The sequence below is a fragment of the Kitasatospora sp. NPDC059722 genome, assembly GCF_042733235.1.
In the GTDB taxonomy this organism is placed as follows: domain Bacteria; phylum Actinomycetota; class Actinomycetes; order Streptomycetales; family Streptomycetaceae; genus Kitasatospora.
Genome location: NZ_JBHWGD010000048.1, coordinates 1 through 24,678, shown reverse-complemented (window position 1 = coordinate 24,678; position 24,678 = coordinate 1). Strand labels below are relative to the sequence as shown.

The following is a 24,678-nucleotide window of genomic DNA, read 5'->3' as shown; positions in this document are numbered from 1 at the left end:
AGCCGTAAAGACACCGGGTGTCAGGAATTTGCCCGACTTCCGGCGGCTGTCATGGACACTCGAACGGGGACGAAAAGGGCCCGCCGCCGATTCCTCGGCGCGGGCCCTTTTTGACCTTCGTTTCCTCCGTGACCTGCGGAAATGCTCCCGTCAGATGTGCCCGGAGTCGCTCAGCGCGGCCCGGATGCTGTCCACCACGACGTCCAGCGGAGCGTCCGTCCGGGCGACTGTGATGAGTACCTCACCTCCGGGGCTGGCACTCAGTGCGCTCTCGGCGAGCACCTCCCCGGGTGCCCCACTGGCACCGGGTGCCACCAGGGACCCGCGGCGCCTGGCACCGGGCGCGCTGGACGCCCAGAAGGTCCGCCGGATCACCTCGAAGGAGTGGTCCAGCTGCGCCTCCACGTCACCCCGGCCGCCGGCCCGCAGCCAGCGCCGCAGCACGTGGTTGTGCGCCGCGACCACGGCCGCCGCCGACACCTCGGCCAGCATCGAGTCGTCCTCGCCGCCGCGCTGCCAGCCCGAAGGGATGTCCTCGCCGGTGTCGAAGCGGCCCAGCAGGTACCGGGTGAACAGCCGCTCGTACCGGGCCACCACGGCGATCTCCCGCTCGCGCAGCGCCGGCACCTGGCGGATCAGCTGGTACCGCGCGACCGACACCCCCGGGGTGGAGGCGTACATCCGCAGCACCTCCTTGATGCCCCGGCAGACCACGTCGAGCGGGTGCTCCTCGGGCTCGGCGCTGGCCAGCAGGTCCGCGACCCGGACGAGCGTGTCGTCGTGGTCCGGGAAGATCGCCTCCTCCTTCGACCGGAAGTACCGGAAGAAGGTGCGCCGGGCGACCCCGGCCGCCGCCGCGATCTGGTCGACGGTGGTCTCCTCGTAGCCCTGCGAGGCGAACAGGTCCATCGCGGCCGTGGCCAGGTCCTGGCGCATCTGCAGGCGCTGCGCCGCGGCCCGGCGGCTGCCCGGGCCGGCGTCCGGGCCGGTGCCCCCGGCCGACGTGGCCGGCCGGTCGGCGGCGCGCGGTGCGGCGGACTGCTGCGGGGTGGCTGACTGAACCCGATCCATGTCCGGAACGCTACACGGCCCCGGCTGCGCCCCGGCGGCCCTTCCCCGGCGGACCGGCGAGACCGGGCCGGTCACGGCCGGGCGCGGCCAGCGGGCCGACACCGTCCCGGGGTTCCAGGCCGAGCGCGGCTGCCCGGCCGTCGGCGCGCTCCCGGCCGGCGCCGCCCCGCGGGGAGCGGCGCCGCCGGGCTGCGGCACGGTCACCGGCGCGCGTGGTCGCGGAACCCGCGGCCGGTCTTGCGGCCCAGGCAGCCCGCCGCCACCAGGTGCTCCAGCAGCGGCGCGGCGGCCAGGCCCGGCTCGCGGAACTCCTGGTGCAGCACCTGCTCGATGGTCAGCGAGACGTCCAGACCGACCACGTCCAGCAGCTCGAACGGGCCCATCGGGTAGCCGCAGCCGAGCTTCATCGCGGTGTCGATGTCGTCCACCGTCGCGTAGTGCTCCTGGAGCATCCGCACCGCGTCGTTCAGGTAGGGGAAGAGCAGCGCGTTGACGATGAAGCCGGCCCGGTCCCCGCACTCCACCGGGTGCTTGCGCACCTTGGCGCACAGGTCCAGGACGGTCGCGGTGACGTCCGGCGCGGTCAGCACGGTGGAGACCACCTCGACCAGCTTCATCGCCGGCGCCGGGTTGAAGAAGTGCATGCCGACGACGTCCTGCGGCCGCGAGGTGGCGGTCGCGCAGCTGATCACCGGCAGCGAGGAGGTGGTGGTGGCGAGCACCGCGCCCGGCCGGACGATCTTGTCCAGGGCCGCGAACAGCTCCCGCTTGACCGCCAGGTCCTCGGCCACCGCCTCGACCACCAGGTCGACCTCGGCCAGCTCCGCGTACTGCCCGACCGGCGTCACCAGGGCCAGCGCCGCGTCCCGCTGCTCGGCGCCCATCCGGCCCTTCGCCACCGAGCGCTCCAGCGACTTCGCCAGCTGCGCCTTGGCCCGGTCCGCCTTCTCCTGGCTGCGCGCGGCCAGCAGCACGGCGTACCCGGACTTGGCGAACACCTCGGCGATGCCGGTCGCCATCGTGCCCGAGCCGCACACGCCGACCGTCCGCACCTCGCGGCCCGCCACCTTCGGCCGCGCCGGGCCGGTGGCCGCGTCCACGGCCTTGGAGGAGCCCGGCGCCTCGTAGGTGTAGAAGCCCCGGCCGGACTTGCGGCCCAGCAGACCGGCCGACACCAGCTGGCCGAGGATCGGCGCGGGCGCGTGCAGGCGGTCCCTGGACTGCTCGTACATCGCCTCCAGGACGGTCCGCGCGGTGTCCACGCCGATCAGGTCGAGCAGTGCCAGCGGGCCCATCGGCAGGCCGCAGCCGAGCCGCATCGCGGCGTCGATGTCCTCGCGCGAGGCGTACTTGGACTCGTACATCGCGGCGGCCTGGTTCAGGTACGCGAACAGCAGGCCGTTCACCACGAAACCGGCCCGGTCGCCGGCCGCGACCGGCTCCTTGCCGAGGTCCCGGGCGAACCCGGCGGCGTCCTCGGCGACCTGCGGGGCGGTCAGCACCGTGCGGACCACCTCGACCAGCTTCATGGTGTGGACCGGGTTGAAGAAGTGCAGGCCGAGCACCCGGTCCGGGCGGGCGGTCGCGGCGGCGATCCGGGTCACCGACAGCGCGGTGGTGCCGGTGGCGAGCACCGTCTCCGGCGGGCAGATCCGGTCCAGCTCGGCGAAGACCTCACGCTTGAGCTCCAGCTGCTCGGGCACCTCCTCGATCACGAGGTCGGCGCCCGCGGCGGCGGAGAGTTCGTGGCCGACGGAGATCTGCGCGAGCAGGGCCGCGCGCTCCTCGGCGGTGATCCGCGCGCGCTCGACGGCGTGCGCGGTGGCCTCCTCGATCCGGGCCAGGGCCCGGGCGGCCGAGTCCTCGGTGGCCTCGATGCCGATCACCCGGCGGCCGCTCTTGGCGACCGCCACCGCGACGCCGGCACCCATCGTGCCGAGGCCGACCACGGCGACCGTGGGGAAGGGACGCTGCATGGTCCTGACTCCTAGTCATGAAGGGCCCGCGCGCGCTCCGGCGGACGTGCCGCCGCGCCCGTGCGTACGCAGGGGGCGGCAGCCCGCCGGAGGAGGGTCCGCGCGCGGGGGCTGGAGGGATGACGGGTGCGGCCCACCCGCGCGGCGGCCGGTCCGCTCCGGCCGAACTGCGGGTGTGCCGTCGTGCTCAGGCGCTCGGAGGTGAACGGAGCGGCGCTGACGCGAGGAGGGAAACCCGGCCCGCCGCGGTTCGCGGCACCGGCCGGTGAAGGACGCACGGCACCCGTCGGTGCGGCTCCCGAAGCCCGACGGCGGTGCGTGCGGCCACTGTAGCGAAGCTACTACCCAGTAGGAAGAGGGCGGACGGCGGCAAAACCACCCCACCCCGAACGGGTGAACGGGAGGACGCGCGTCCGTTCCAACCACCCGATCGAGGAGTTACGCGGACCCACCCGGAGGGGCAGCATGAAGGCATGACTGCTGACACCATCGCCGTCGCCGTGGACGCCCACGCCGCCGTCGAACTGCCCCCGCGCGCCGAGCGCGCCCGGCAGGCCGAGGCCGCCGCCGACCGGCTCCGCGCGGCCGGGGTCGAGGCGGTCGCCGTCACCTGGGTGGACAACGCCGGCATCACCCGGGTCAAGGCCGTGCCGCTCGGCGGCCTCGTGCACGCCGCCCAGTGGGGCGTCGGCGCCGCCCCCTGCTTCGACGTGTTCCTCGCCGACGACGCCATCACGACCAGCCCGATCATCGGCGGCCCCACCGGGGACCTGCGCCTGTACCCCGACCTCGGCCGGGTCGTCCCGCTCGCCGCCCAGCCCGGCTGGGCCTGGGCCCCGGGGGACCGGCACACCCAGGCCGGCACCCCGCACCCCGGCTGCCAGCGGCTGTTCGCCCGCCGGATGGAGGCCACGGCCGCCGCGCGCGGCATCGGCCTCAAGGCCGGCATCGAGGTCGAGTGGGTGGCCGCCCTCGCCGGCGCCCCGGCGGACGAGCCGCAGTACCCCACCCACGGCCCCGCGTACGGGATGCACCGCCTCACCGACCTCTCCGACTACCTGCGGGACGTCCTGCGCGCCCTCGGCGAGCAGGGGCTCGACGTCCTGCAGATCCACCCCGAGTACGCGCCGGGCCAGTTCGAGGTCTCCGTCGCCCCCGAGGGCCCGGTCGCCGCCGCCGACACCGCGGTCCTGGTCCGGCACACCATCCGTGCCGTCTCCAACCGGCACGGCCTGCGGGTCTCCTTCGCACCCGTGGTCGAGGCCGGCACGGTCGGCAACGGCGGCCACCTCCACCTGAGCCTCTGGCGGGACGGCCGCAACCTCGGCCGCGGCGGCTCCGGCCCGCACGGCCTGACCGCCGAGGCCGAGGGCTTCCTGGCCGGCGTGCTCGCCGCGCTGCCCGAGCTGCTCGTGCTCGGCTGCTCCAGCCCCGCCGGGTACCTGCGGCTCGTGCCCTCGCACTGGGCCGGCGCCTACCAGTGCTGGGGCCTGGAGAACCGCGAGGCCGCGCTGCGCCTGGTCACCGGCTCGGCGGGGGAGCGCTCCGCCGCGGCCAACGCCGAGGTCAAGTGCTTCGACGCCAGCGCCAACCCCTACCTCGCGGTCGGCGCCGTGCTCGCCGCCGGACTCGCCGGCATGGAGCAGCGCCTCGCCCTGCCGCCGGAGTTCACCGGCGATCCGGCCGCCGCCGCGCCCGGCACGGTGCCCCGGCTGCCGGCCCGCCCGGCCGAGTCGATCGCCGCCTACGAGCGCTCGGCGGTGCTCCGCGAGGCCCTCGGCGAACCGCTCTACCAGGCGGTGCTCGCGGTCCGCCGGGCCGAGGCCGAGCAGTACGCCGATACCACTCCCGAACGCATGGTGGCCGCCACCCGCTGGCGGTACTGACCGGTGCTCCTCGACGTCCCCGCGCTGGTCGACCACCACTGCCACAGCGTGGTGGCGGCCGACCTCCCGGACGACGCCCTGGCCGGGCTGCTCACCGAGTCGGACCGCCCGCCCGCGCCCGGCACCACGCCCTTCGACAGCGCCCTCGGCCTCGCCGTCCGGCGCTGGTGCCCGCCCGCGCTCGGCCTGCCCGCCCATGCGCCGGCCGACGAATACCTCGCCCGCAGAAGGGAGTTGGGTGCCGCCGAGGCCACCGGCCGACTGCTGGCCGCCGCCGCGCTCGACACCTGCCTGATCGACACCGGGCTCACCGCCGCCGCGGGCCGCCCGTTGCTCCCGCTCGGCGAGTTCGCCGAGGCCGCCCGGGTCCGGGTGCGCGAGGTGATCCGGCTGGAGACGGTCGCCGAGGCGGTGCCCGCGACGGCCGGGGGCTGGCCGGAGGCCGTCCGCGACGCCCTGGCCGGGGCCGCCGCCGGGGCCGTCGCCGTCAAGTCCGTCATCGCCTACCGGCACGGCCTCGCGGTCCCGCCCGAACGGCCCGCCCGGGCCGCCGTGGTGGCCGCGGCGGGGGCCTGGCAGCGCGCCGGGCGCGGTCGGCTGACGGACCCGGTGCTCCTGCACCACCTGCTGTGGACGGCCGTCGACGTGTGCGCCGAGCTCGGCCTGCCGATCCAGCTCCACACCGGCTTCGGCGATCCCGACCTCACCCTGCACCTGGCCGACCCGGCCCTGCTCACCCCCTTCGTCCGCGCCGCCGAGCCGAGCGGCGTCCCGCTCGTGCTGCTGCACTGCTACCCGTACCACCGGCAGGCCGCGTTCCTCGCGCAGGCCTTCCCCACGGTGTACGTCGACCTCGGTCTGACGGCCTCGTACACCGGCCCCCGGGTGGCGGCGGTGCTCGGCGAGATGCTGGAGCTGGCGCCGTTCGGCAAGCTGCTGTTCTCCACCGACGCGTACGGCCTGCCCGAGCTGTACCTGGTCGGCGCCGCCCAGTTCCGTTACGGGCTCGGCGAGTTGCTCGGGGAGTGGCGGGCCGCCGGCGCCTGCTCGGCGGCCGACGCGGAGCGGCTGGCCCGGATGGTCGCCGCGGACAATGCTCGCCGGTTGTACACCCTTTAGGTGGTAGGCGTCCCAACCGGCCCGTGGACCATCACTTTTTAACACTATGACCGACTGTTTGCCGGTTGACCTGCGGACTCCTGGGCTCCGCTGTTGGTCTAGTTGTGACGATTAGATGACTACCTCTTGCTTTTCTTAGTAAATATTCATTAGCGTCCCGATCACTCCATCGCACCTGCTGCCGCAGCTGTTGCATGACGACTCGGGAGGGTCTACCCCTATGCGTGTTTCTCGGATCAGCCGGACCCGGTACGCGGCGGTGGGCCTCGTGCTCGCCACGGCGGGCGCCCTCGCGCTCCCGGCCGGTACCGCCGTCGCGGCGCCCGCGCCCGCGGCCGGCTCGACCACCGGCCCGCTGCTGAGCTACGTGGTCAACACCAAGGCCAACCACGGCCAGGTGCAGAAGGTGGAGAAGGCGATCACCACCCTGGGCGGCACGGTGGTGTACTCCTACGAGCAGATCGGCGTCGTGGTCGCCCGCTCGAACGACACCGCGTTCGCCGAGAAGCTGCGCCAGGTCAAGGGCGTCGACTCGGTCGGCGCGAGCCGCACCAAGGGCATCCTCGCCGCCGACCAGGGCAAGGCCGACGTCGCCGCCGAGCCCGCCGCGGCCCCCGCCGCCGGTCAGGAGCCGTACGAGGCCAACCAGTGGGACATGCGCCAGATCGGCGTCGACAAGGCGCACAAGATCTCGCTCGGCAGCCGCAACGTGACCGTCGGCGTGCTGGACTCGGGCATCGACGCCACCCACGAGGACCTGGCCCCCAACGTGGACGCCTCGCAGTCGGTCTCCTGCGTCGACGGCAAGCCGAACACCGACTGGAAGGCCTGGCAGCCGACCACCAGCGACCACGGCACCCACGTGGCCGGCACCATCGCCGCCGCCAAGAACGGCAAGGGCATCGTCGGCATCGCCCCGAACGTGAAGCTGGCGGCGGTCAAGGTCGTCGACGACGGCGGCTTCATCTACCCGGAGAACGCGGTCTGCGGCTTCGTGTGGGCCGGCGAGCACGGCTTCAAGGTGACCAACAACAGCTACTACGTCGACCCGTGGATGTTCAACTGCCCGAACGACAAGGACCAGGCGGCGATCACCGCCGCCGTCCGCAAGGCGGTCGCGTTCTCGCAGCGCAAGGGCGTCCTCAACGTGGCCGCGGCCGGTAACGAGAACATCGACCTGGCCCACAAGACCACCGACGTCTCCAGCCCGGACGACACCACCCCGGGCACCCGCCCGGTCACCAACGACTGCCTGTCGCTGCCGACCGAGCTGCCGGGCGTCGTCGCCGTCTCCGCCGTCGGCGTCAAGGGCGAGAAGTCGTACTACTCCAGCTACGGCAAGGGCGTCGTGACCGTCGCCGCGCCGGGTGGCGACCGCCGCTACCAGATCCCGGACACCCCGGACAAGGACGGCCGGATCCTGTCCACCATCCCGGGCAACAAGTACGGCTACATGCAGGGCACGTCGATGGCCACCCCGCACGTCACCGGTGTCGTCGCGCTGCTCGCCAGCACCTTCCCGTGGGCCAGCCCCGAGGAGCTGACCGAGCTGCTGACCAACCAGGCCGAGTCGCACGCCTGCCCGACCGGGGACTTCAACCCGGGCGGCGCCGGCCAGTGGAAGGCGACCTGCGAGGGCGACGAGAACGACAACGGCTTCTACGGCGCGGGCATCATCAACGCCGAGAAGGCGGTCCAGTGGTGGCGCTGACGCGCCGACTGCGTGGAACAGCCGAGCACCTGAGCACCTGAGCACCGGGGAGCGGGCCCACTGGGTCCCGCTCCCCGGTCGTTTTTGAGTACCCGTACTCAGGTCCGCCGGTGGCCCGCTCGCCAGGATGGATCCGTACCGAACGGAAGCATCAGGGGAGTTGAGCGGCATGGCACGCACCGACACCGGTTGGAACGCGGTCCCGGCCCGGCCGGCCGGCGGCGGGCGCAGCTGGCCCTGGTTCGTCCTGGGCGGGGCCGAACTCCTCGCCGCGGGCCCGATGCTGGCGCAGTTCGTGGTCGTGGGCCTGATGTGCGGCGTGATGGGGCTCGCGGCCGGTGCCTCCGTCGGCGCGGTGGCGGGGCTGATCGCGATGCTCGCCGCCGGCCCGCTCACCGGCCTGCTCGTGGCGGGCCTCGGCGCGGCCCTGATCCCCGCGAAGGTCCGCCGGAGGAACGGCGCCGCGGTCTTCGCCCTGCTCATGGGCGGCCTGCTGGCCGGCACCACGATCGAGTACCTCGACTGGATCCACCCCGCGGTGCGTTAACTCTCGAAGTGGTGCTCCCACACCGTCTCGACCGCCGGCTTGCCGTGCAGGTCCGGCACCTCCTGGAGCCAGGCCGGGCGGCCGGCCCTCGTCCGGGCGGCCCGCCGCCGCTCGGCCTCGCGCAGCTGCTCGGGCGTGGCGAAGCCCTCCGGCAGCCACTCGGCGGACAGCACCGCGCGGGCGGCCAGGTGCGTGACGTACGCGTGCCGCACCGCGTCCACCGAGTCGAACCCGGGCTCGTCGGCCAGCCATTCGTCCGGGACGAGCGCCAGCACCTCCTCCAGCAGCCCGACGGTCACCAGCGGCCCCAGGTCCTCGTCGGCCAGCCGGACGTCCGGGGCACAGCCGCCGAGCGCGTGTGCGCTGAGGTCGTAGCGCTTGCCGACGGCCGCCTCCGCGCTGGACCAGCGGTGGTGGAAGATCAGCGCGGCGCCGTTGTCGATGAGCCAGAGCCGCCCGTGCCAGACCACGAGGTTGGGGTTGTGCACGGTGCGGTCGACGTTGCCGGTGAGGGCGTCCAGCCAGACCACCCGGCCGGCCTCGGCGGAGCCGACGGGGACCAGTCCGGGCCGGTAGTCGCGCGCGCCGGGCAGCAGGTCCATCCCGAGGTTGAGTCCGGCGCTGGCCCTGAGCATGTCCTGGATCTCGGTGTCCGGTTCGTCCGCGGCGACCGCCGGGTCGAAGTCCACCAGCCGCAGCTCCGGCACGCGCAGGCCGAGCCGCCGCGCGAGCTCGCCGACGATCACTTCGGCGACCAGCGCCTTGCGCCCCTGCGCGGCGCCGGTGAACTTCACGACGTAGGTGCCGAGGTCGTCGGTCTCCACGACGCCGGGCACGGAGCCGCCGGCCCGCAGCGGGTCCACGTAGCGCACTGCTGTCACCAGTTCGAGCACATCCGCCACCCTACGGCCTCCGCGTCCGGGCGCGAGCCCCGGAAGGCCCGGTCCGCGGCCCTGTGGTTGGCTTGCCGCTGAGATCGGAACCACCACACGAGGAGTACAGGTCATGGGACAGGTGCTGGCCACCACCGAGCGGGTCTACGACGCCGCCCCGGAGCGGGTGTACGAGGCGCTGGCCGACTACCAGGTGACCCGCCCGAAGCTGCTGCCCGCGCAGTACAGCGAGTACGAGGTCCGGGCCGGCGGCACCGGGGCCGGCACCCAGGTGCACTGGAAGCTCCAGGCCACCGAGAAGCGCGTGCGGGACTGCCTGTTCACGGTCTCGGCCCCGAAGCCGGACCAGTTGGTGGAGAAGGATGCCAACTCCAGCATGGTGATCACCTGGACCGTCTCGGCGGCGGGCGAGGGCCGGTCGAAGGTGACGGTCTCGGCGACCTGGCAGGGCGCCGGCGGCATCGGCGGCTTCTTCGAGCGCACCTTCGCCCCGAAGGGCCTGAACCGCATCCACGACGAGGTGCTCGCGAACCTGGCCGCCGAGGTGCGCTGAACCACCCCGGGGGGCCCGGGAAATCGCCCGGGATTTCGAGGGGTCCGACCATCCGTACGAGCCGCGAGCCGTACGGGTGGACGGCCCGCCACCTGCGGGTGACGGGGGCCGCCCGGCACGGCGATGCCACCCTAGGCTCGCCGCCGTGCATATGACGATCCTTCACATTTCGCAGCCGGTGGACGGCGGGGTGGCCCGCGTCGTCGTCGATCTGGTCCGGGGCCAGCGGGAGGCCGGTCACCGGGTGCTGGTGGCCTGTCCGCGCGGCGGCCGGCTGGCCGAGGAGGCCGCCGCCGTGGGCGCGCTGGTCCAGGACTGGCCCGCCGAGCGCTCGCCCGGGCCGGGGACGGCCAAGGAGGCCTGGCGGCTGCGCCGGATCGTCCGGGCCGCCGCGCCCGACGTGGTCCACCTGCACAGTGCCAAGGCCGGGCTGGCCGGCCGGCTGGCCGTGCGCGGCGCGGTGCCGACCGTCTTCCAGCCGCACGCCTGGTCCTTCGCCGCCGTGGACGGCCCGCTGGCGGCCGCCACCCTGCGCTGGGAGCGCTTCGCGACCCGCTGGGCGCACCGGCTGCTGTGCGTCAGCGTCCAGGAGCGGGCCGACGGCGTCGCCGCGGGGGTGCACGCCGACTGGGCGGTGGTGCCCAACGGCGTGGACGTCCGCCACTACGCGCCCGCCGACCGCCGGGCCGCCCGGATCGCGCTCGGCCTGGACCTGGACGCCCCGCTGGCCGTCTGCGTGGGGCGGCTGTGCCGGCAGAAGGGGCAGGACGTGCTGCTGGCGGCCTGGCCCGAGGTGGTCCGCCGGGTGCCGCAGGCGCGGCTGGCACTGGTCGGCGGCGGGCCGGACGAGCAGGCCCTCGCGGAGACGGTGCGGGCGTCGGCCGAGCCGTCCCGGGTGCGGATGGTGGGGGACGTGCCGGATCCGCGGCCGTGGCTCGCGGCGGCCGACCTCGTGGTGCTGCCCTCGCGTTGGGAGGGGATGGCGCTCGCCCCGCTGGAGGCGATGGCCGCGGGCCGTCCGGTGCTGCTGACCGACGTGTCCGGGGCCCGCGAGTGCCTGCCGTCCGCCGCGCACGGGCAGGCCGTCGTCCCGCCGGAGGACGCGGCGGCGCTGGCCACCCGAATGGCCGAAGCGCTGTCCGATCCGATCGAGTGCGAGCGCCGCGGCGCCGGGCTGCGCGACCACGTGGTCGCCCGTCATGACGTCCGCACGGTGGTCGAACAGGTGGACGTCCTGTACCGCCACCTGCTGGGTGCCGGTCCGGCCGCCGGACGCCGCCGCACCCGTGTCCCAGAGCGGATCTGATCGTTTCACATGCCGTGAATGCCCGCTGACGAGGCGCTGGCGTATTCGCACCCTCAACCGGATAAGGACGAGGCGTCAAATCAGAAATACCTATTAATGGGCGGCTGGAATGAAATGGCAAGTCATCCTCCGGCCCGCAAGTCCGGGTTCGGTATTGTCTGATTTTGCCTGCTTCGTTTCGATTTTTCCCCGGGAATTCGCGAGAGAATCGAGAGCCGCCGGCGGCAGCAGGTGCTGTCAGGACCGCGCCCACCGGGCCCGGGCGGCCGCCCCGCGCCAACCGGCGCCAGGGCTCCGCCACCCCGGGCACACAGCAGGGGAGTTCGTGCGCTGATGACCATTGACCACGACAGTGTGCCGCGATCCGGCCGGCCCCTGTCCGGCCCGCGGCGACCCGGCACCGGGCTGCTCGACCGGCCGGCCGGGGCCGCGCGGGCCCGCGCGGTGGCGCCGGGGCACCGGCACCGCAGGGCGGTCCGTTCCCGGCTCGCACTGCCGCTCGCGCTGGTCCAGGTCGACGCGATCGCGCTGTGCGCCGCCGCCGGCATCGCCAACCGCTTCCTCGACTCCGCGGTGCGGGTCGCCCCGCTGCTCGGCGTCGCCGCCGTCCTGCCCCTCCTGCTCGTCCTCAACCTGGCCGGCGGCCTCTACCGCACCCGGCTCACCCTGTCCGTCCTGGACGAACTGCCCGCGCTGGCCGTGCGCGCCGCGGTCGCCACCGCCTTCGCCGTCACCCTCACCGGCTGCCTGGACGGCCGCTGGCCCGACTGCGGCCCGGCCACCCCGGCCCGGCTCACCGCGCTGCTCGGCGCCCAGCTGCTGATCGCCGTCGTCGGCCGCGCCGTCCTCTACCACCTCGTCCGCCGGATCCGCCGCAGCCGTCCCAGCCCCGTCCTGGTGCTCGGCGCCGGCCGGCTCGGCCACCGGGTCGCCGCCGCCCTCAACGCGCGCGGCGAGTACGGGATGCGCCCCGTCGGCTTCCTCGACGCGGACCCGCCGCTGCTGGCCGGCGACACCGACCTGCCCGTCCTCGGCGGCCGCGAGGTCCTGGAGCGCGAGGTCCGCCGCCACCGCGTCCAGCACGTCGTCGCCACCGCCGGCGCCGCCGACGAGGCCGAGACCGCCGCCACCCTGCGCGACGCCGTCCGGCTCGGCTGCCAGGTCTGGCTGGTGCCCGCCCTGCGCGAGTACGGCTCGCTGCCCACCGCGCCGCCGGCCGCCGGCGACCACCTCTGGGGCTTCCCCTGCCTCCAGGTCGGGCGCCCCGCGATGCGCCGCCCCGGCTGGGCCGGCAAGCGCGCCTTGGACGTCGCCGCCGCCGGCCTCGGCCTGCTGCTGCTCGCCCCGGTCCTCGTGCTGTGCGCGCTCGCCGTCCGCTTCGACACCGGCCCTGGCGTGCTCTTCCGCCAGCAGCGCACCGGGCTGGACGGCCGGGTCTTCACCGTCCTCAAGTTCCGCACCCTGCGCCCCAGCAACGAGCACGAGTCGGCCACCCGCTGGAACATCTCCCAGGACCACCGGATGGGCGCCGTCGGCAAGCTGCTGCGCAAGAGCTCGCTGGACGAGCTGCCGCAGCTGTGGAACGTCCTGCGCGGCGACATGAGCCTCGTCGGCCCGCGCCCGGAACGCCCCTACTTCGTCATGCGGTTCAGCCAGGCCTACCCCGAGTACGCGGACCGCCACCGCGTCCCGGTCGGCCTCACCGGCCTGGCCCAGGTCAACGGCCTGCGCGGGGACACCTCGATCGAGGACCGGGCCCGCTTCGACAACCGCTACATCGAGAGCTGGAGCCTCTGGCAGGACGTCAAGATCCTCTGCCGGACCGCGGCCCTGATGCTCCACCCGGACGGGAGCTGACCTTTCGTGGCCCTCACCCTCCCCGCCGCGGCCAGGCCGCCGGCCTTACGCAAGGCCCTGCCCGCGCTCGCCGACCGGCCGAGCCTGCTCGCCGCGGCGACCGTGCTCCTGGTGTGCGTGCCCACCGGCGAGAAGGACGTCACCGCCGCCGTCCACATCACCGCCGCCGACCTCGCCTCGCTGGCGCTGGTCGCCCTCACCGCCTACAACCTGCTGCGCGGGCGGCTGCCCGTCGTCGCCCGCGCCACCTGCGCGCAGTTCGCCGCGGTCGTGCTCGCCGCCGCCGTGGCCACCGTCGGCTCGATCGACCCGGCCAGCAGCGTCACCGGCTTCGTCCGGCTCGTCCAGGTCTTCGTCCTGGTCCCGGCCGCGGTGCTCTGCTCGCTGCGCGACCGCACCGACCAGCGGCTCGTCCTCGGCTCCTTCGTGGCCGCCGCGCTCATCGAGGGCGCCGTCGGCGCCGACCAGTACCTGACCCGCACCGGCGCCTCGTACACCGGCCAGCCGATCCGCGCCGTCGGCACGTTCGGCGCGCTCGACATCATGGCGATGTCCACCGTCGTCAGCTACGGCCTGCTCGCGGCCCTGGCCCTCGCCCTCGCCGAACGCGGACCCGGCAGCAGCGTCCGGCTGCGGCGCGCGATGTACGCCTCCGCCGCCTTCCTCGCCTTCCCGCTCGCCGTCTCCTTCAGCCGCGGCAGCTGGATCGCCACCGGTGTCGCCGTCACCGTCCTGCTGCTGCGCGCCGACGCCCGGCTGCTCGTGCGCGGTGTCGTGCTCGGCGCGGCCGCCGCCGTCGTCCTCGTCGGCGGACTCGGCCTCGGCGCCTCCGGGGTCACCGAGCGGCTCAGCTCGATCGGCTCCGTCGAGGCCGCCCCCGACCAGTCCGTCTCCGACCGCTACGACCTGTGGTCGACCGCCACCCGGATCTGGCAGGACCACCCCGTCCACGGCGCCGGCCCCAAGGCCTTCCAGCAGCTGCGCGACAGCCACGCCCCGCTGCGGCTGTCCTCCGGCAGCGACGCCGCCGACCCCACCATCGGCTTCCAGCGCGAGCCGCTGCTCTCCCCGCACAACATGTACTTCCTGGTGCTCAGCGAACAGGGACTGATCGGCATCGTCGCCTACGCCGCGCTCTTCCTCGGCCTGCTGCTCGGCTGCCTGCGCCGCTCCCGCGGCCCCGGCCTCGCCGCCCTGGCGCTGCTGACCTGGGTGCTCGTCGACTTCCTCTACGCCGACATCGGCGGCACCACCACGGTGCTGACCTCCGTCGTCCTCGGCCTCGCCGCCCGCGCCGCGACCCCGGAGGCCTGACATGACGACGGACCGGCCCGCGCTCGTCCCGACGCTGCCCGCGCCCCGCCAGGCCCCGCCCGCCGAGGTCGTGCCCGGCGGCCCCGGCCCGGCCCCCCGGCGCGGCTTCCTCGCCAAGGCCTTCGGCATCACCGCCGTGCTCAGCGCCGCCGGCTCCGCCCTCGGGCTCCTGCGCGACCTCCTGCTGGCCCGCTACTTCGGCGCCAACCAGGGCACCGACGCCTTCCTGGTCTCCTGGACGGTGCCCGAGACGGCCGCGCCGCTGCTGATCGAGGACGCCATGTCCTTCCTCATGGTGCCCGCGTTCGCCCTCGCCCTGGTGCTGCGCGAGGAGCGCCCGGACGGCCCGGACCCGGTCCGCCAGCTCGTCCGGGCCACCCTGCCGTGGCTGCTGCTCGCCCTCAGCGCCCTCGCCCTCGGCACCGCGATCGGCGCGCCCCAGCTCGTCGAACTGCTCGCCCCCGGCCTCGGCGACCCCGCCCTCGCCGTCTCCTGCACCCGGATCACCGCGATCACCGTGCTGCCGTTCGGCGTGGCCGGCTACCTCGCCGCCGCGCTGCGCGCCCACCACTGCTTCACCGCGCCGGCCGGCATCTACGTCGCCTACAACGTCGGCATCCTGGCCGTGATGCTGAGCTGCCAGGCCTTCCTCGGCGTCCGCTCGGCCGCCGTCGGCGTCGCGGTCGGCAGCGCCCTGATGGCCGTCCTGCTCGTCGCCCCGTTCGCCCGCCGGCTGCGGACGGGCCGGGCCGCGCGCTCGGGCCGCTCGCGCCACGCCCTGGTCCTGATGCCGTTCGCCCTGCTGCCGGTCGCGGCCTTCACCCTGACCCGCCAGTCCCAGGTGTTCGTCGAGCGCTACCTCGGCTCCGCACTTCCGCCCGGCACCATCTCGCACCTCAACTACGCCGCCAAGGTCTCCCAACTCGCCATGACGGCGGGCATCCTGATCTGCACCGTCACCTTCCCGCTGGTCGCCCGCGCGCTCGCGGCCGGCGACCTCACCACCGCCCGCGACCGGGTGGAGAAGGACCTCGGGCAGGCCGCAGCCGTCGTCCTGCTCGGCACCGCGTTCCTGATGGCCTGCGCGCCCTCGGTCGTCTCACTGCTCTTCCAGCGCGGAGCCTTCGGCCCGCAGGACACCGCCGCCACCGCCGCCGTCATCCGGGTCTACAGCTTCGGGCTGCCCGCCCAGGCGCTGATCGGCGTGATGATCCGCCCGTACTTCTCGCTGCGCCCCGTCGTGCGCCGGGCCGACGAGCCGGGCACCGACGACGGGGGGCGGCGCCTGCTCGACTGGTACCCGGTCGCGGCGATGCTGCTCGGCCTCGCCGTCACCGTGGCCGTCGGCCTGCTCGCCACACCCCGCTTCGGCGCGCTCGGCCTCGCCGCCGGGAACGCGGCCGGAATCACCACCACCGCGGCCCTGCTGCTGCGCGGCCTCGTGCTGCGCGGCATCCCGCTGCGGCTGCGCCGGGTGCTCGGCGGCCACGGCCGGCTGCTGGCAGCCGCCGCCGGCGCCACCGCGCTCGGCACCTGCGCGGCCGGCCTCACCGCCGACCCCCTGCTCTCGACCGTGTTCGGGGGGCTGGCCGTGGCGCTGGCCTTCGCCGCCCTCGGCACCGGCCTCGGTGCCAGGGAGGTCCGCGGTCCGGTCCTCGCCGCCGTCCGGGTCCTGAACCCGCCAACCGTCGCCGATGAAGGGAAGCTTCCCCATGGACACTGAACGGGGAACCGTCCGTTCGGCCGCCCAGGCGGGCGCCACCGACGCCCCACCGCACCGGGCGCGACTGCCCCGCAGCCGCAACCCGATCGGCGAACCGCCCGGCCCCGGCTCCACCTCGCCGTGGATCCTGATGTACCACTCGGTGGCGGTCGAGGAGGAGGACCCCTACCGACTCACCGTCAACCCCGAGCGGTTCGCCGAACAGATCGCCTGGCTGCACCGGCGCGGCCGGCGCGGCGTCTCGGTCCGCGAGCTGATGCGGGCCCGCGCCGCCGGACGGGACGACAAGCTCGTCGGACTCACCTTCGACGACGGCTACGCCGACTTCGCCCGGCACGCGGTACCGATTCTGCAGGCGTACGGCTTCACCGCCACCGCCTACGTCGTCGCCGACCTGCTCGGCCGGGCCAACGACTGGGACGCCGAGGGCCCGCGCAAGCAGCTCCTCACCGTCCAGGAGGTCACCGAACTCGCCGCCGCCGGCTGGGAGATCGGCTCGCACGGCCTCGGTCACCAGTCGCTGCCCGGCCTGCCCGCCGACGTCCTCGCGACCCAGACCCGGGAGAGCCGCAGGCTCCTGGAGGAGGTCGTCGGCGGCCCGGTCACCGGCTTCTGCTACCCGTACGGCGACGTCGACCTGCCCGCCGCCCTGGCCGTCCGCGACGCCGGCTACGACTACGCCGTGGCGATCGCCCACTCCCCGCTCACCGGCCGCTTCGCGCTGCCCCGCTGCTACGTCGGCGACCGCGACGGCGCCTGGCGGCTGCGCGCCAAGCGTGGCCGGCACCGGCTGCGCGACACCGTCACCGAGCTGCGCCGCGCCCGGCTCGCCCTCCGGAGGGCGGCACGGTGAGGGTCCTGCACATCGTCACCGGCCTCGCCTCCGGCGGTGCCGAGCGCCAACTCCAGCTGCTGCTACGGCACTTGCCGCCGCACCAGCAGTGCGAGGTGCTCGCCCTCACCAACCCCGGCACGGTCGCCGCCGCCCTGCGCGCCGACGGCTTCACCGTCCACCACCTCGACATGCGCGGCAACCGGGACCTCGGCGCGCTGCCCCGGCTGGTCCGGCTGGTGCGCAGCGGCCGCTACGACCTCGTGCACACCCACCTCTACCGGGCGCAGCTGTACGGCCGGCTCGCGGCGCGACTGGCCGGGGTCCGTGCGGTGGTGTCCACCGAGCACTCGCTGCACGCCGGGGTGATCGAGGGCCGCCCGGTCACGCGCGGCGTCAAGGGCCTCTACCTGGTGGCCGAGCGGCTCGGGACCACCACCGTCGCGGTCTCCCGCCAGGTCGCCCAGACGCTGCACGCGTGGGGCGTCCCGCCGGCCCGGGTCGAGCTGATCCCGAACGGCATCGACGCCGCGCGCTTCCGCCGGCCGGACGGCGAGCGGGCCACCGCCCGGCGCCGGCTGCGCGCCGAACTCGGCCTGCCGGAGGGGAGCTGGGTGGTCGGCGGGATCGGCCGCCTGGTACCGGGCAAGCGCTTCGGCGTCCTGCTGGAGGCGCTCGCCGAACTCGACCCGGACGCCCGGCTGGTGCTGATCGGCGAGGGCCCGGAGCGCGCCGCCCTGGAGCGGCTGGCCGCCGAACTGGGCGTCCGGGAAAGGCTGGTGCTCACCGGCGAACGCGACGACGTGCCGGAGCTGCTGACCGCTCTGGACGTGCTCGCCGCCCCCTCGACCGAGGAGACCTTCGGCCTCGGCGTCCTGGAGGGGCTCGCGGCCGGCCTGCCGGTGCGGCACAGCGCCTGCCCCGCGCTCGACGAACTGCCGCCCAGCGCCGCCCCGCAGGCCCGCCGCATCCCGTCCGAGCCCGCCGCGTTCGCGACCGCGCTGCGCGAGCTGCGGCACCTGAACGACCACTCCGCCGGCCCGCTGCCGCACCCTCCGGCGGTCGGCCACTACGACATCGTCCGCGTCGCCGCCGACCTGGGCGCCCTCTACGACCGCCTGGCGCGCGCTTGACGGCCCACCGGCCCGCTCACCGAAGGGCCGCCCGCGCGGCTCTGAGATCCAAGGAGTCACACCCATGACCACACCGCGCCGAAGCGCCCGCCGCCTGGTCCGCCGCTGGTGGCCGGTGGCGCTCGCGGTGCCGCTGGGCGCCGCGGCCGGCGCCGGGTACGCCGTCGTCGCGCACCCCTCGTACTCCGCCAGCGCCTACGTGCTCGTGGTGCCGCAGAACGCGGGGGAGGCCGCCACCGCGACCAACTTCGCCCAGGCGTACGGGCGGCTGGCCGGCCAGCCGCAGGTGCTCGCCGCGGCCGCCGCCGAGACCGGGCACACCCTCACCGACCTGGGGAACCTGGTGCACGGGACGACCTCGCCGGACGCCCCGATGATCGAGATCACCGGGACCGGCACCCGGGCCCAGGAGGCCGCCCAGACCGCCGACGCGGTGGCCCGCTCGCTGGTCTCCTTCGCCAACACGAGCAGCAGGGACACCAGTGTCCGGCTGGTCACGCTGGCACCGGCCGCCGCGCCGGACAAGCCGACCACGCCGTCCGGCAGCCTGGACGTCGCGGTCGGCGGCGCGGCCGGGCTGCTGCTGGGCGCGCTGGTGATGATGACCCGCCGCCGCGGCGACGCCGAGGCGCCCGTCGCCCCCGGGGTCCCGGAAGCCCCGGAGGCCCCGGAGGCGACCGGTCCGAGCGCCCCGCGCCCGCGGACCGAGGAGGCCCCCGCCCGGACGGCCGCCGGGCCCGCGGGCAAGGCCGCCGGGAAGCCGGCCGAGAAGCCGGGCCGGGCTGAGAAGACGGCCGACAAGCCCGCCGGCGCCGCCGGGGCCGAGGCGGAGCCCCCGGCCAAGGAGAAGGCCGCGACCGGGAGCGCGCGATGAGGACCGAGTCCCGGGCCGCCGGCCTGCCCGCCCAGGCCGCTCCGCCGGCCGGTCCCGACCCGGCGCCGGGCCCGGTCTGGACCGCCGAGCTGCGCCGCGAGGACGACGCCCTCGACGCCCTCGCCGAGGAGTGGGACGCCCTGGCCGCCCGCTGCCGGACCACCACCTTCTTCCAGGCCGCCGACTGGCAGCGCTCGTGGTGGCGCCACTACGGCACCCCGGGCGGCCTGCTGGTGGTGACCGTCCGCCGGGACGGCCTGCTGGTCGGCGCGGGCGCCTTCCGGCGGCGCGGCGGCCCGCTCGGCGGGCTGACCGCCCTCGGCGACGGACTGGTCGACTTCACCGACGTCCTGCTCGACGACGACTGCGCCGACCGGGCCGCCGCCGTGTTCGCCGCCGCCCTCCCGCTCACCCGGCCGTGGCACACGCTGGAGCTGCGCGAGGTCCACCCCGAGGCGGCCGTGCAGAAGGTGTTCGAGCACTGGCGCGGCCGGCGCCGCCGGTTCGCCGACTCGCTCTGCCAATACCTGCCGGCCGTGTCGATGGAGCAGCTGCTCAAGCGGGTGCCCGGCAAGACCGCCCAGCGCAGCCGGGTGAAGCTGCGCAAGATCGCCGAGGCGGGCGTGGAGGTCGGCTCGACGCCGGTGGCGGAGGTGCCGGCGGCGCTGGAGGCCCTGCTGCGGCTGCACTTCCTCCAGTGGCAGGAGCGCGGGGTGACCCCGGAGCACCGCACCGAGCGCTTCGCCCGGCACCTGGTCGAGTCCACGACCGGGATGGTCGCCTCCGGCCGGGCCGCCGTGCACCAGTTCCGGCTGAACGGCGAGCTGATGGCGGTGAACCTGCTGCTGCTCTGCCCGTCCTTCGGCGGCCTGTACATGTACGGGGCGCACCCGCAGTTGCGCGAGAAGATCGACATCGCCGGGCTCCTGTTCGCCGCGGCGCTGGACGAGACGGTCGGCGCCGGGATCCCGGTGCTGAGCCTGCTGCGCGGCCAGGAGCCGTACAAGCAGCGCTGGCGGCCGGACCAGCTGCCCAACCAGCGGCTGCTGTTCGGCCCGCGGGGCCCGGCCCCGGTGGCGACCGCCAGGGCCGGTGTCATCCGGGCCCGGCAGGCGGTGGCACACGTCCTGCGGACCCGCTTCCCGCGCCTCAAGGAGGCGCTGCTGGCCCGCCGCCGCGCCTGAGCTCCCGGGTGCCGGGCGCTTCCTACCGCCGGGCCGGGGTCCCGCTCGGCGAGGGGGAGACGGCGGGTGATGGGGACGGCGCCAGGGAACCGGTGGGCGAGGCTCCGGCCGACGGGCTCTGGCCGGCCGGGGTGCCCGGCGGGGTCGGCGCGGCGGGCCCGGAGGGCAGGACGGGCACGGCCGGTGCGGTCGGGACCGGGGGCGCCGTCGGGACGACCGCCGGCGCCCCCTTCGAGCCCGCCATCAGCTGCTTGAACCGCGCGCTGGAGCGCGGGTTGCGGTCGCACCCGAAGAAGCCGTGGGGGCAGTAGTCCGTGACGGTCTGGTAGGCGGTGTCGTGGGTGCGCATCCACTCGACCATGCGCTGCACGTAGTCCGGGTTGTCGCCGTTGCGGAACAGGCCCCACTCCGGGTACGAGACCTGCTTGCCGCGCTTGGCGGCGAACTCCACCTGGTCCTGGAGCCCGTACGGCTCGCGCACGTGGTCGTCGAAGGTGGCCCCGGCGGGCTGGTCGTAGCTGTCCATGCCGATGATGTCGACGACGTCGTCGCCGGGGTAGCACTTGGTCCACGGGATCGCGTCCAGCCCGCGGTTGGGTGCGAAGTCGAAGCGGAAGTGCTGTCCGGGCACCGAGCGCATGACCTTGACGATCCGCCGCCAGTACGCCTTCCAGGCGGTCGGGTCGGGCTTGCAGCGGTGGGTGTAGGTGACGCCGTTCATCTCCCAGCCGGGGGTCAGCACGGTGTCCGCGCCGCCGAGGGCGACCAGCCGGTGGGCGAGCTTGAGGAAGTGCCGGTCGAAGTCGCCGTGCGCGCCCTGGCCGAGCAGCTTGGCCACCTGGCCGTCCGGCACGTTCGCCTCGTTGGGCGCCAGCATCGGCACGCCGAGCACGAGCACCCGGGACGGGTCGGCGAGCCGCCACTGCGACCACATGCCGAGCACCACCGGCTCGCCCTCGACGTCCGCCCAGCTGTTGCCCGCCAGGTAGGTGTGGCCGACCTGGAGGTTGGCGTTGCCGAGCCACTGCGCGTACCGGCCGATCTGCGGGATGTAGTTGTCCCACGAGCCGACGAACGCGCCGAAGGGCGGTTCGTGCCGGGGCCGCTGGACGGCCGGGCGGGGCGCGGCGCCGCGCGGTTCGAAGGCGTCGGACGAGAGGGCGTGCCGTTCGCCCTGGCTGAGCGGTGTCCCGGCCGGGACACCGACGGTGGCCGTCAGCAGCAGGGCGGCGGCGGCCAGCGTCAGGCGGCCGATGCGCATGGTCTCTCCCGGGCGTCACGGGTGGGGCGGGTGGGGGAGCGCGGACGGACCGTGGCGCTCCGCTCGCCGACAGTAGGCCCGTCGGGCGTCGGAAAAGCCGAATGTCACCCTAAAGTGGGCGATATTCGAACGCCGTCTGCCGCAGCGGCACCCCGGGTGCCCGCCGTGTATCACCTCTGTAACAGTCCGGACCGGCCCCGGAGCTCGCCCCCGGCGGACCGCGCGGAGCGGCGCCGGACCCGGTCGGCACCGACGGCGCAGGTCGGCGGCGGGGTGCGCGCGGCGGCCGTGCGCGCTCCGGTGCGCGGTCCGCACTGCGGGACCCGGACGATTCCCGGCTGACTCGCGTGCCCGCCGAAAGGTACCCTCCGCAACGTGTCCTGGAAGCCGCTGCGTGTACTGACCCCCCGCTCGATCCTGCCCGCCGTCGCGGTGATGCTGGTCCTTGCGGCCGGAGCGGCGGCGCACGCCAACAAGCCGGTGCCGTTCGGCGACCGGGTGGCGGGGCCGGGCGACGCGGAGGCCACGCCGGTGAACTCGCAGTCCCTGAGCGCGGCCGACCTGGAGCTGAAGGTCGTCGGGCCCGGCCTGGAGGCGGTCCACCGCGGGACCGGCGAGCAGGCCTGGTCCTACCGCCGCGAGGGCGCCAACGCGCTGTACCTGGCGATGGCCGGCGACAACGCCATCGTGGTCTGGGACGACGGCCTGATCACCTCGGTGCGCCCGGGCGACCACGAGGTGCGCTGGCACCGCGCCGTGCCCGGCCTGGCCGACTGGCTGCGCGGCGACGGCGAGCCGGGCGCCGACAAGCGGACCGACGAGCAGCGCAGGCAGCTCGCCCAGGACCGGGCCGCGGCGGCGCTGCACACCGTCCAGAAGGCGTCCCCGTGGGTGGCGATCGTCACCCCGAACCTGACCATGGGCCTGCGCGACGCCGACGGCGACCTGCGCTACAACGGCAAGCCCCCGGGCAGCTGCCTCTACGACCCGCTGCGCACGGTCGGCACCGACTACGCGGTGCTCGTCCCGCGCAGCTGCCTCGGGAGCAGCGGGCAGCCGGTCTCCGGCGGCATCACCGGCTACCGGCTGGACAGCACCGGGTGGGAGCTCAGCGCCGGGCCGGCCGCGCAGGTCAAGCTGCTGGACCGCACCCGGGTGCAGATCACGGACGGTCCGATCGTCCCGGCCAAGGTGTTCGACACCGTGGCCGCGGCGCCCGTCGTCCCGTGCGAGAGCCCGGCCGCGCCGTTCGCCGCCGTGCGCCCGCAGAACGCCTGCACCGACCCGTCGGCCACGCCGACGGCGGACGTGCCGCCCGCCCAGGCGCCGGACCCGGCGGCCGGTCAGCCGACTCCGGCGGCCACCGACCCATCGACCGCCGCCGCCACCGACCAGGCCTCGGCGACGCCGCAGTCGTAGCGTCCGGGCCGTCCCGCCACGGGCCGCCGGTACCCCGGGGCGGTAATCCCCCCGGGGGGTTCCCGCGCGGCCCGGTAGACTTGCCGTCATGGCTGTTCTCTCCGGGCACTAGCGGGCGAGTGTCGGCGCCCCGTGCGCCGTGCCGACCGCCGACGAGCCCCCTCCCGCCGCCCGGCCCTGTGCACCGCCCAGGCTGCCCGCCCACGTCCCAGGAGTAGTACCCGGCCATGATTTCCGCGAACGCCCTTGAGCTGCGCGCAGGCGCCCGCATTCTGATCGAGTCCGCGAGCTTCAAGGTCGCCGCCGGCGACCGGATCGGTCTGGTCGGGCGCAACGGCGCCGGCAAGACCACGCTCACCAAGGTGCTGGCCGGCGAGGGCCTGCCCGCCGCCGGCACGGTGACCCGCTCCGGCGAGGTCGGCTACCTCCCGCAGGACCCGCGCACCGGCGACCTCGACGTCCTCGCCAAGGACCGCATCCTCTCCGCGCGCGGCCTCGACACCGTGCTCAAGAAGATGCGCGAGAACGAGGACCGGATGGCCAACGGCAAGGGCGCCACCCAGGACAACGCGATGAAGAAGTACGCCCGCCTGGAGACCGAGTTCCTCACCAAGGGCGGGTACGCCGCCGAGGCCGAGGCCGCCACGATCGCCGCCGCGCTGGGCCTGCCGGACCGCATCCTCGGCCAGCCGCTGCACACCCTGTCCGGTGGTCAGCGCCGCCGCGTCGAGCTCGCCCGGATCCTCTTCTCCGACTCCGACGTGCTGCTCCTCGACGAGCCCACCAACCACCTGGACGCGGACTCCATCGTCTGGCTGCGGGACTTCCTGAAGACGTACAAGGGCGGCTTCATCGTCATCTCGCACGACGTCGACCTGGTCGAGACGGTCGTCAACAAGGTCTTCTACCTGGACGCCAACCGCTCCTGCGTCGACGTCTACAACATGGGCTGGAAGCAGTACCAGCAGCAGCGCGAGGACGACGAGAAGCGCCGCAAGCGCGAGCGGGCCAACGCCGAGAAGAAGGCCGCGACGCTGAACGCGCAGGCCGACAAGATGCGCGCCAAGGCGACCAAGACGGTGGCCGCGCAGAACATGGCCCGCCGCGCCGACAAGCTGCTCTCCGGCCTGGAGCAGGTCCGGATGAACGACAAGGTCGCCAAGCTGCGCTTCCCCGACCCGGCCCCCTGCGGCAAGACCCCGCTGACCGCCAGCGGCCTGTCCAAGTCCTACGGCTCGCTGGAGATCTTCACCGACGTCGACCTGGCGATCGACCGGGGTTCCCGGGTCGTCGTGCTGGGCTTCAACGGCGCCGGCAAGACCACCCTGCTGCGGATGCTCGCCGGGGTGGAGGCGCCGGACACCGGCGAGGTCATCCCGGGCCACGGCCTGAAGATCGGCTACTACGCCCAGGAGCACGAGACGCTCGACCCGGACCGCAGCGTCCTGGAGAACATGCGCTCGGCCGCGCCGGACACCGACCTGGTGCAGATCCGCAAGATCCTCGGCTCCTTCCTGTTCTCCGGCGACGACGTGGACAAGCCGGCCGGGGTGCTCTCCGGCGGTGAGAAGACCCGTCTGGCGCTGGCCACCCTGGTGGTCTCCTCCGCCAACGTGCTGCTGCTGGACGAGCCCACCAACAACCTCGACCCGGCCAGCCGCGAGGAGATCCTGGGCGCGCTGCGCGAGTTCTCCGGCGCGGTCGTGCTGGTCACCCACGACGAGGGCGCGGTCGAGGCGCTCGACCCGGAGCGGATCATCCTGCTGCCGGACGGCGTGGAGGACCTGTGGAACCCGTCCTACGCCGATCTGGTCTCGCTCGCCTGACCGGAAGTAGACGCCCCCTCCCCTTTTCGGACCAGAAAACCTAGTCCTTACGGCGTGTCCGGGAATGAAGCAGTCCCGGATTCCGTTTAAGGAGCTTCCGTGGGGGGGGGCCCCCCCCCGGGGGGGGGGGGCGCGGCCGGGGATGCGGATTTATGTTAGCCCGCCGCCACGCCCCCCGGCGGGGGCCCGAGCG

At 74.7% G+C, this 24,678-nt stretch carries 20 protein-coding genes; 16 read left to right on the top strand and 4 right to left on the bottom strand.

Translation table 11 applies throughout. From position 1 onward, the window contains the following. Positions 1-150 precede the first annotated feature (150 nt). Positions 151-1,071, bottom strand: coding sequence for a TetR family transcriptional regulator (locus ACFV4F_RS27180; RefSeq protein WP_380506268.1), 921 nt, complete (start codon positions 1,069-1,071; stop codon positions 151-153). 200 nt (positions 1,072-1,271) lie between these two features. Next, positions 1,272-3,047, bottom strand: a complete 1,776-nt coding sequence (locus ACFV4F_RS27175) for a 3-hydroxyacyl-CoA dehydrogenase family protein (RefSeq protein ID WP_380445119.1) — start codon at positions 3,045-3,047, stop codon at positions 1,272-1,274. A 473-nt stretch (positions 3,048-3,520) separates the two neighbouring features. On the opposite strand from ACFV4F_RS27175, the gene ACFV4F_RS27170 reads away from it, so the two are divergent. The 4 genes from ACFV4F_RS27170 (at position 3,521) to ACFV4F_RS27155 (ending at position 8,310) form a co-directional block, all read left to right on the top strand. Then, positions 3,521-4,933, top strand: coding sequence for a glutamine synthetase (locus ACFV4F_RS27170; protein WP_380445118.1), 1,413 nt, complete (start codon positions 3,521-3,523; stop codon positions 4,931-4,933). 3 nt (positions 4,934-4,936) lie between these two features. Further along, a complete protein-coding gene (locus ACFV4F_RS27165) occupies positions 4,937-6,052 on the top strand; it encodes an amidohydrolase family protein (RefSeq protein WP_380506265.1) in 1,116 nt (371 codons plus the stop codon). A 220-nt stretch (positions 6,053-6,272) separates the two neighbouring features. Continuing rightward, on the top strand, positions 6,273-7,763 hold the full coding sequence (locus ACFV4F_RS27160; RefSeq protein WP_380506262.1) for a S8 family serine peptidase: 1,491 nt from the start codon (positions 6,273-6,275) through the stop codon (positions 7,761-7,763). A 169-nt stretch (positions 7,764-7,932) separates the two neighbouring features. Continuing rightward, positions 7,933-8,310 (top strand): hypothetical protein, encoded by a 378-nt coding sequence (locus tag ACFV4F_RS27155; protein ID WP_380506259.1) that lies wholly within the window; start codon positions 7,933-7,935, stop codon positions 8,308-8,310. On the opposite strand, the gene ACFV4F_RS27150 is transcribed toward ACFV4F_RS27155, so the two are convergent. Next, positions 8,307-9,203, bottom strand: a complete 897-nt coding sequence (locus ACFV4F_RS27150) for a HipA family kinase (RefSeq protein WP_380506326.1) — start codon at positions 9,201-9,203, stop codon at positions 8,307-8,309. The two genes, ACFV4F_RS27155 and ACFV4F_RS27150, sit on opposite strands and share 4 nt — an antisense overlap. A 112-nt stretch (positions 9,204-9,315) precedes the next feature. On the opposite strand from ACFV4F_RS27150, the gene ACFV4F_RS27145 reads away from it, so the two are divergent. The 10 genes from ACFV4F_RS27145 (at position 9,316) to ACFV4F_RS27100 (ending at position 19,979) form a co-directional block, all read left to right on the top strand. Then, positions 9,316-9,756 carry an SRPBCC family protein gene (locus ACFV4F_RS27145; protein ID WP_359961043.1) on the top strand — a complete coding sequence of 147 codons (441 nt, stop codon included), beginning with the start codon at positions 9,316-9,318 and terminating at the stop codon, positions 9,754-9,756. A gap of 151 nt (positions 9,757-9,907) precedes the next feature. Next, positions 9,908-11,062: a glycosyltransferase gene (locus ACFV4F_RS27140; RefSeq protein ID WP_380506256.1), complete on the top strand. Its 1,155-nt coding sequence runs from the start codon at positions 9,908-9,910 to the stop codon at positions 11,060-11,062. A gap of 18 nt (positions 11,063-11,080) precedes the next feature. After that, positions 11,081-11,224 carry a hypothetical protein gene (locus ACFV4F_RS27135; RefSeq protein WP_380445112.1) on the top strand — a complete coding sequence of 48 codons (144 nt, stop codon included), beginning with the start codon at positions 11,081-11,083 and terminating at the stop codon, positions 11,222-11,224. A 171-nt stretch (positions 11,225-11,395) separates the two neighbouring features. Beyond that, positions 11,396-12,919: an exopolysaccharide biosynthesis polyprenyl glycosylphosphotransferase gene (locus tag ACFV4F_RS27130; protein WP_380506253.1), complete on the top strand. Its 1,524-nt coding sequence runs from the start codon at positions 11,396-11,398 to the stop codon at positions 12,917-12,919. A gap of 6 nt (positions 12,920-12,925) precedes the next feature. After that, on the top strand, positions 12,926-14,233 hold the full coding sequence (locus tag ACFV4F_RS27125; protein WP_380506250.1) for an O-antigen ligase family protein: 1,308 nt from the start codon (positions 12,926-12,928) through the stop codon (positions 14,231-14,233). A 1-nt stretch (position 14,234) separates the two neighbouring features. Beyond that, positions 14,235-15,956 (top strand): lipid II flippase MurJ, encoded by a 1,722-nt coding sequence (locus ACFV4F_RS27120; protein ID WP_380506247.1) that lies wholly within the window; start codon positions 14,235-14,237, stop codon positions 15,954-15,956. Next, positions 15,946-16,809 (top strand): polysaccharide deacetylase family protein, encoded by an 864-nt coding sequence (locus tag ACFV4F_RS27115; RefSeq protein WP_380445108.1) that lies wholly within the window; start codon positions 15,946-15,948, stop codon positions 16,807-16,809. The genes ACFV4F_RS27120 and ACFV4F_RS27115 overlap by 11 nt, the downstream gene beginning before the upstream one ends. Further along, positions 16,806-17,921 carry a glycosyltransferase gene (locus ACFV4F_RS27110; protein WP_380506244.1) on the top strand — a complete coding sequence of 372 codons (1,116 nt, stop codon included), beginning with the start codon at positions 16,806-16,808 and terminating at the stop codon, positions 17,919-17,921. Before ACFV4F_RS27115 ends, ACFV4F_RS27110 begins: the two co-directional genes overlap by 4 nt. Positions 17,922-17,985: 64 nt before the next feature. Beyond that, positions 17,986-18,795 carry a Wzz/FepE/Etk N-terminal domain-containing protein gene (locus ACFV4F_RS27105; protein ID WP_380506241.1) on the top strand — a complete coding sequence of 270 codons (810 nt, stop codon included), beginning with the start codon at positions 17,986-17,988 and terminating at the stop codon, positions 18,793-18,795. Then, a complete protein-coding gene (locus ACFV4F_RS27100; protein WP_380445105.1) occupies positions 18,792-19,979 on the top strand; it encodes a GNAT family N-acetyltransferase in 1,188 nt (395 codons plus the stop codon). The genes ACFV4F_RS27105 and ACFV4F_RS27100 overlap by 4 nt, the downstream gene beginning before the upstream one ends. Before the next feature lie 22 nt (positions 19,980-20,001). Here ACFV4F_RS27100 and ACFV4F_RS27095 read toward each other — a convergent pair whose 3' ends face one another. Next, a complete protein-coding gene (locus ACFV4F_RS27095; protein WP_380506238.1) occupies positions 20,002-21,240 on the bottom strand; it encodes a glycoside hydrolase family 26 protein in 1,239 nt (412 codons plus the stop codon). A 375-nt stretch (positions 21,241-21,615) separates the two neighbouring features. Between ACFV4F_RS27095 and ACFV4F_RS27090 the strand changes: the two genes are divergently transcribed. Both ACFV4F_RS27090 and ACFV4F_RS27085 read left to right on the top strand, forming a co-directional pair. Beyond that, the gene (locus ACFV4F_RS27090) at positions 21,616-22,659 is read left to right on the top strand and encodes a hypothetical protein (RefSeq protein WP_380445103.1); all 1,044 of its coding nucleotides are present in this window, start codon (positions 21,616-21,618) and stop codon (positions 22,657-22,659) included. Positions 22,660-22,886: 227 nt separating this feature from the next. After that, positions 22,887-24,485 carry an ABC-F family ATP-binding cassette domain-containing protein gene (locus ACFV4F_RS27085; protein ID WP_380445102.1) on the top strand — a complete coding sequence of 533 codons (1,599 nt, stop codon included), beginning with the start codon at positions 22,887-22,889 and terminating at the stop codon, positions 24,483-24,485. Positions 24,486-24,678 lie beyond the last annotated feature (193 nt).

Coding starts and splice junctions, on each gene's coding strand:
- ACFV4F_RS27180 (WP_380506268.1), bottom strand. CDS start 1,071: ATGGATCGGGTTCAGTCAGCCACCCCGCAGCAGTCCGCCGCACCGCGC.
- ACFV4F_RS27175 (WP_380445119.1), bottom strand. CDS start 3,047: ATGCAGCGTCCCTTCCCCACGGTCGCCGTGGTCGGCCTCGGCACGATG.
- ACFV4F_RS27170 (WP_380445118.1), top strand. CDS start 3,521: ATGACTGCTGACACCATCGCCGTCGCCGTGGACGCCCACGCCGCCGTC.
- ACFV4F_RS27160 (WP_380506262.1), top strand. CDS start 6,273: ATGCGTGTTTCTCGGATCAGCCGGACCCGGTACGCGGCGGTGGGCCTC.
- ACFV4F_RS27155 (WP_380506259.1), top strand. CDS start 7,933: ATGGCACGCACCGACACCGGTTGGAACGCGGTCCCGGCCCGGCCGGCC.
- ACFV4F_RS27145 (WP_359961043.1), top strand. CDS start 9,316: ATGGGACAGGTGCTGGCCACCACCGAGCGGGTCTACGACGCCGCCCCG.
- ACFV4F_RS27140 (WP_380506256.1), top strand. CDS start 9,908: ATGACGATCCTTCACATTTCGCAGCCGGTGGACGGCGGGGTGGCCCGC.
- ACFV4F_RS27135 (WP_380445112.1), top strand. CDS start 11,081: ATGCCCGCTGACGAGGCGCTGGCGTATTCGCACCCTCAACCGGATAAG.
- ACFV4F_RS27130 (WP_380506253.1), top strand. CDS start 11,396: ATGACCATTGACCACGACAGTGTGCCGCGATCCGGCCGGCCCCTGTCC.
- ACFV4F_RS27120 (WP_380506247.1), top strand. CDS start 14,235: ATGACGACGGACCGGCCCGCGCTCGTCCCGACGCTGCCCGCGCCCCGC.
- ACFV4F_RS27115 (WP_380445108.1), top strand. CDS start 15,946: ATGGACACTGAACGGGGAACCGTCCGTTCGGCCGCCCAGGCGGGCGCC.
- ACFV4F_RS27105 (WP_380506241.1), top strand. CDS start 17,986: ATGACCACACCGCGCCGAAGCGCCCGCCGCCTGGTCCGCCGCTGGTGG.
- ACFV4F_RS27100 (WP_380445105.1), top strand. CDS start 18,792: ATGAGGACCGAGTCCCGGGCCGCCGGCCTGCCCGCCCAGGCCGCTCCG.
- ACFV4F_RS27095 (WP_380506238.1), bottom strand. CDS start 21,240: ATGCGCATCGGCCGCCTGACGCTGGCCGCCGCCGCCCTGCTGCTGACG.
- ACFV4F_RS27085 (WP_380445102.1), top strand. CDS start 22,887: ATGATTTCCGCGAACGCCCTTGAGCTGCGCGCAGGCGCCCGCATTCTG.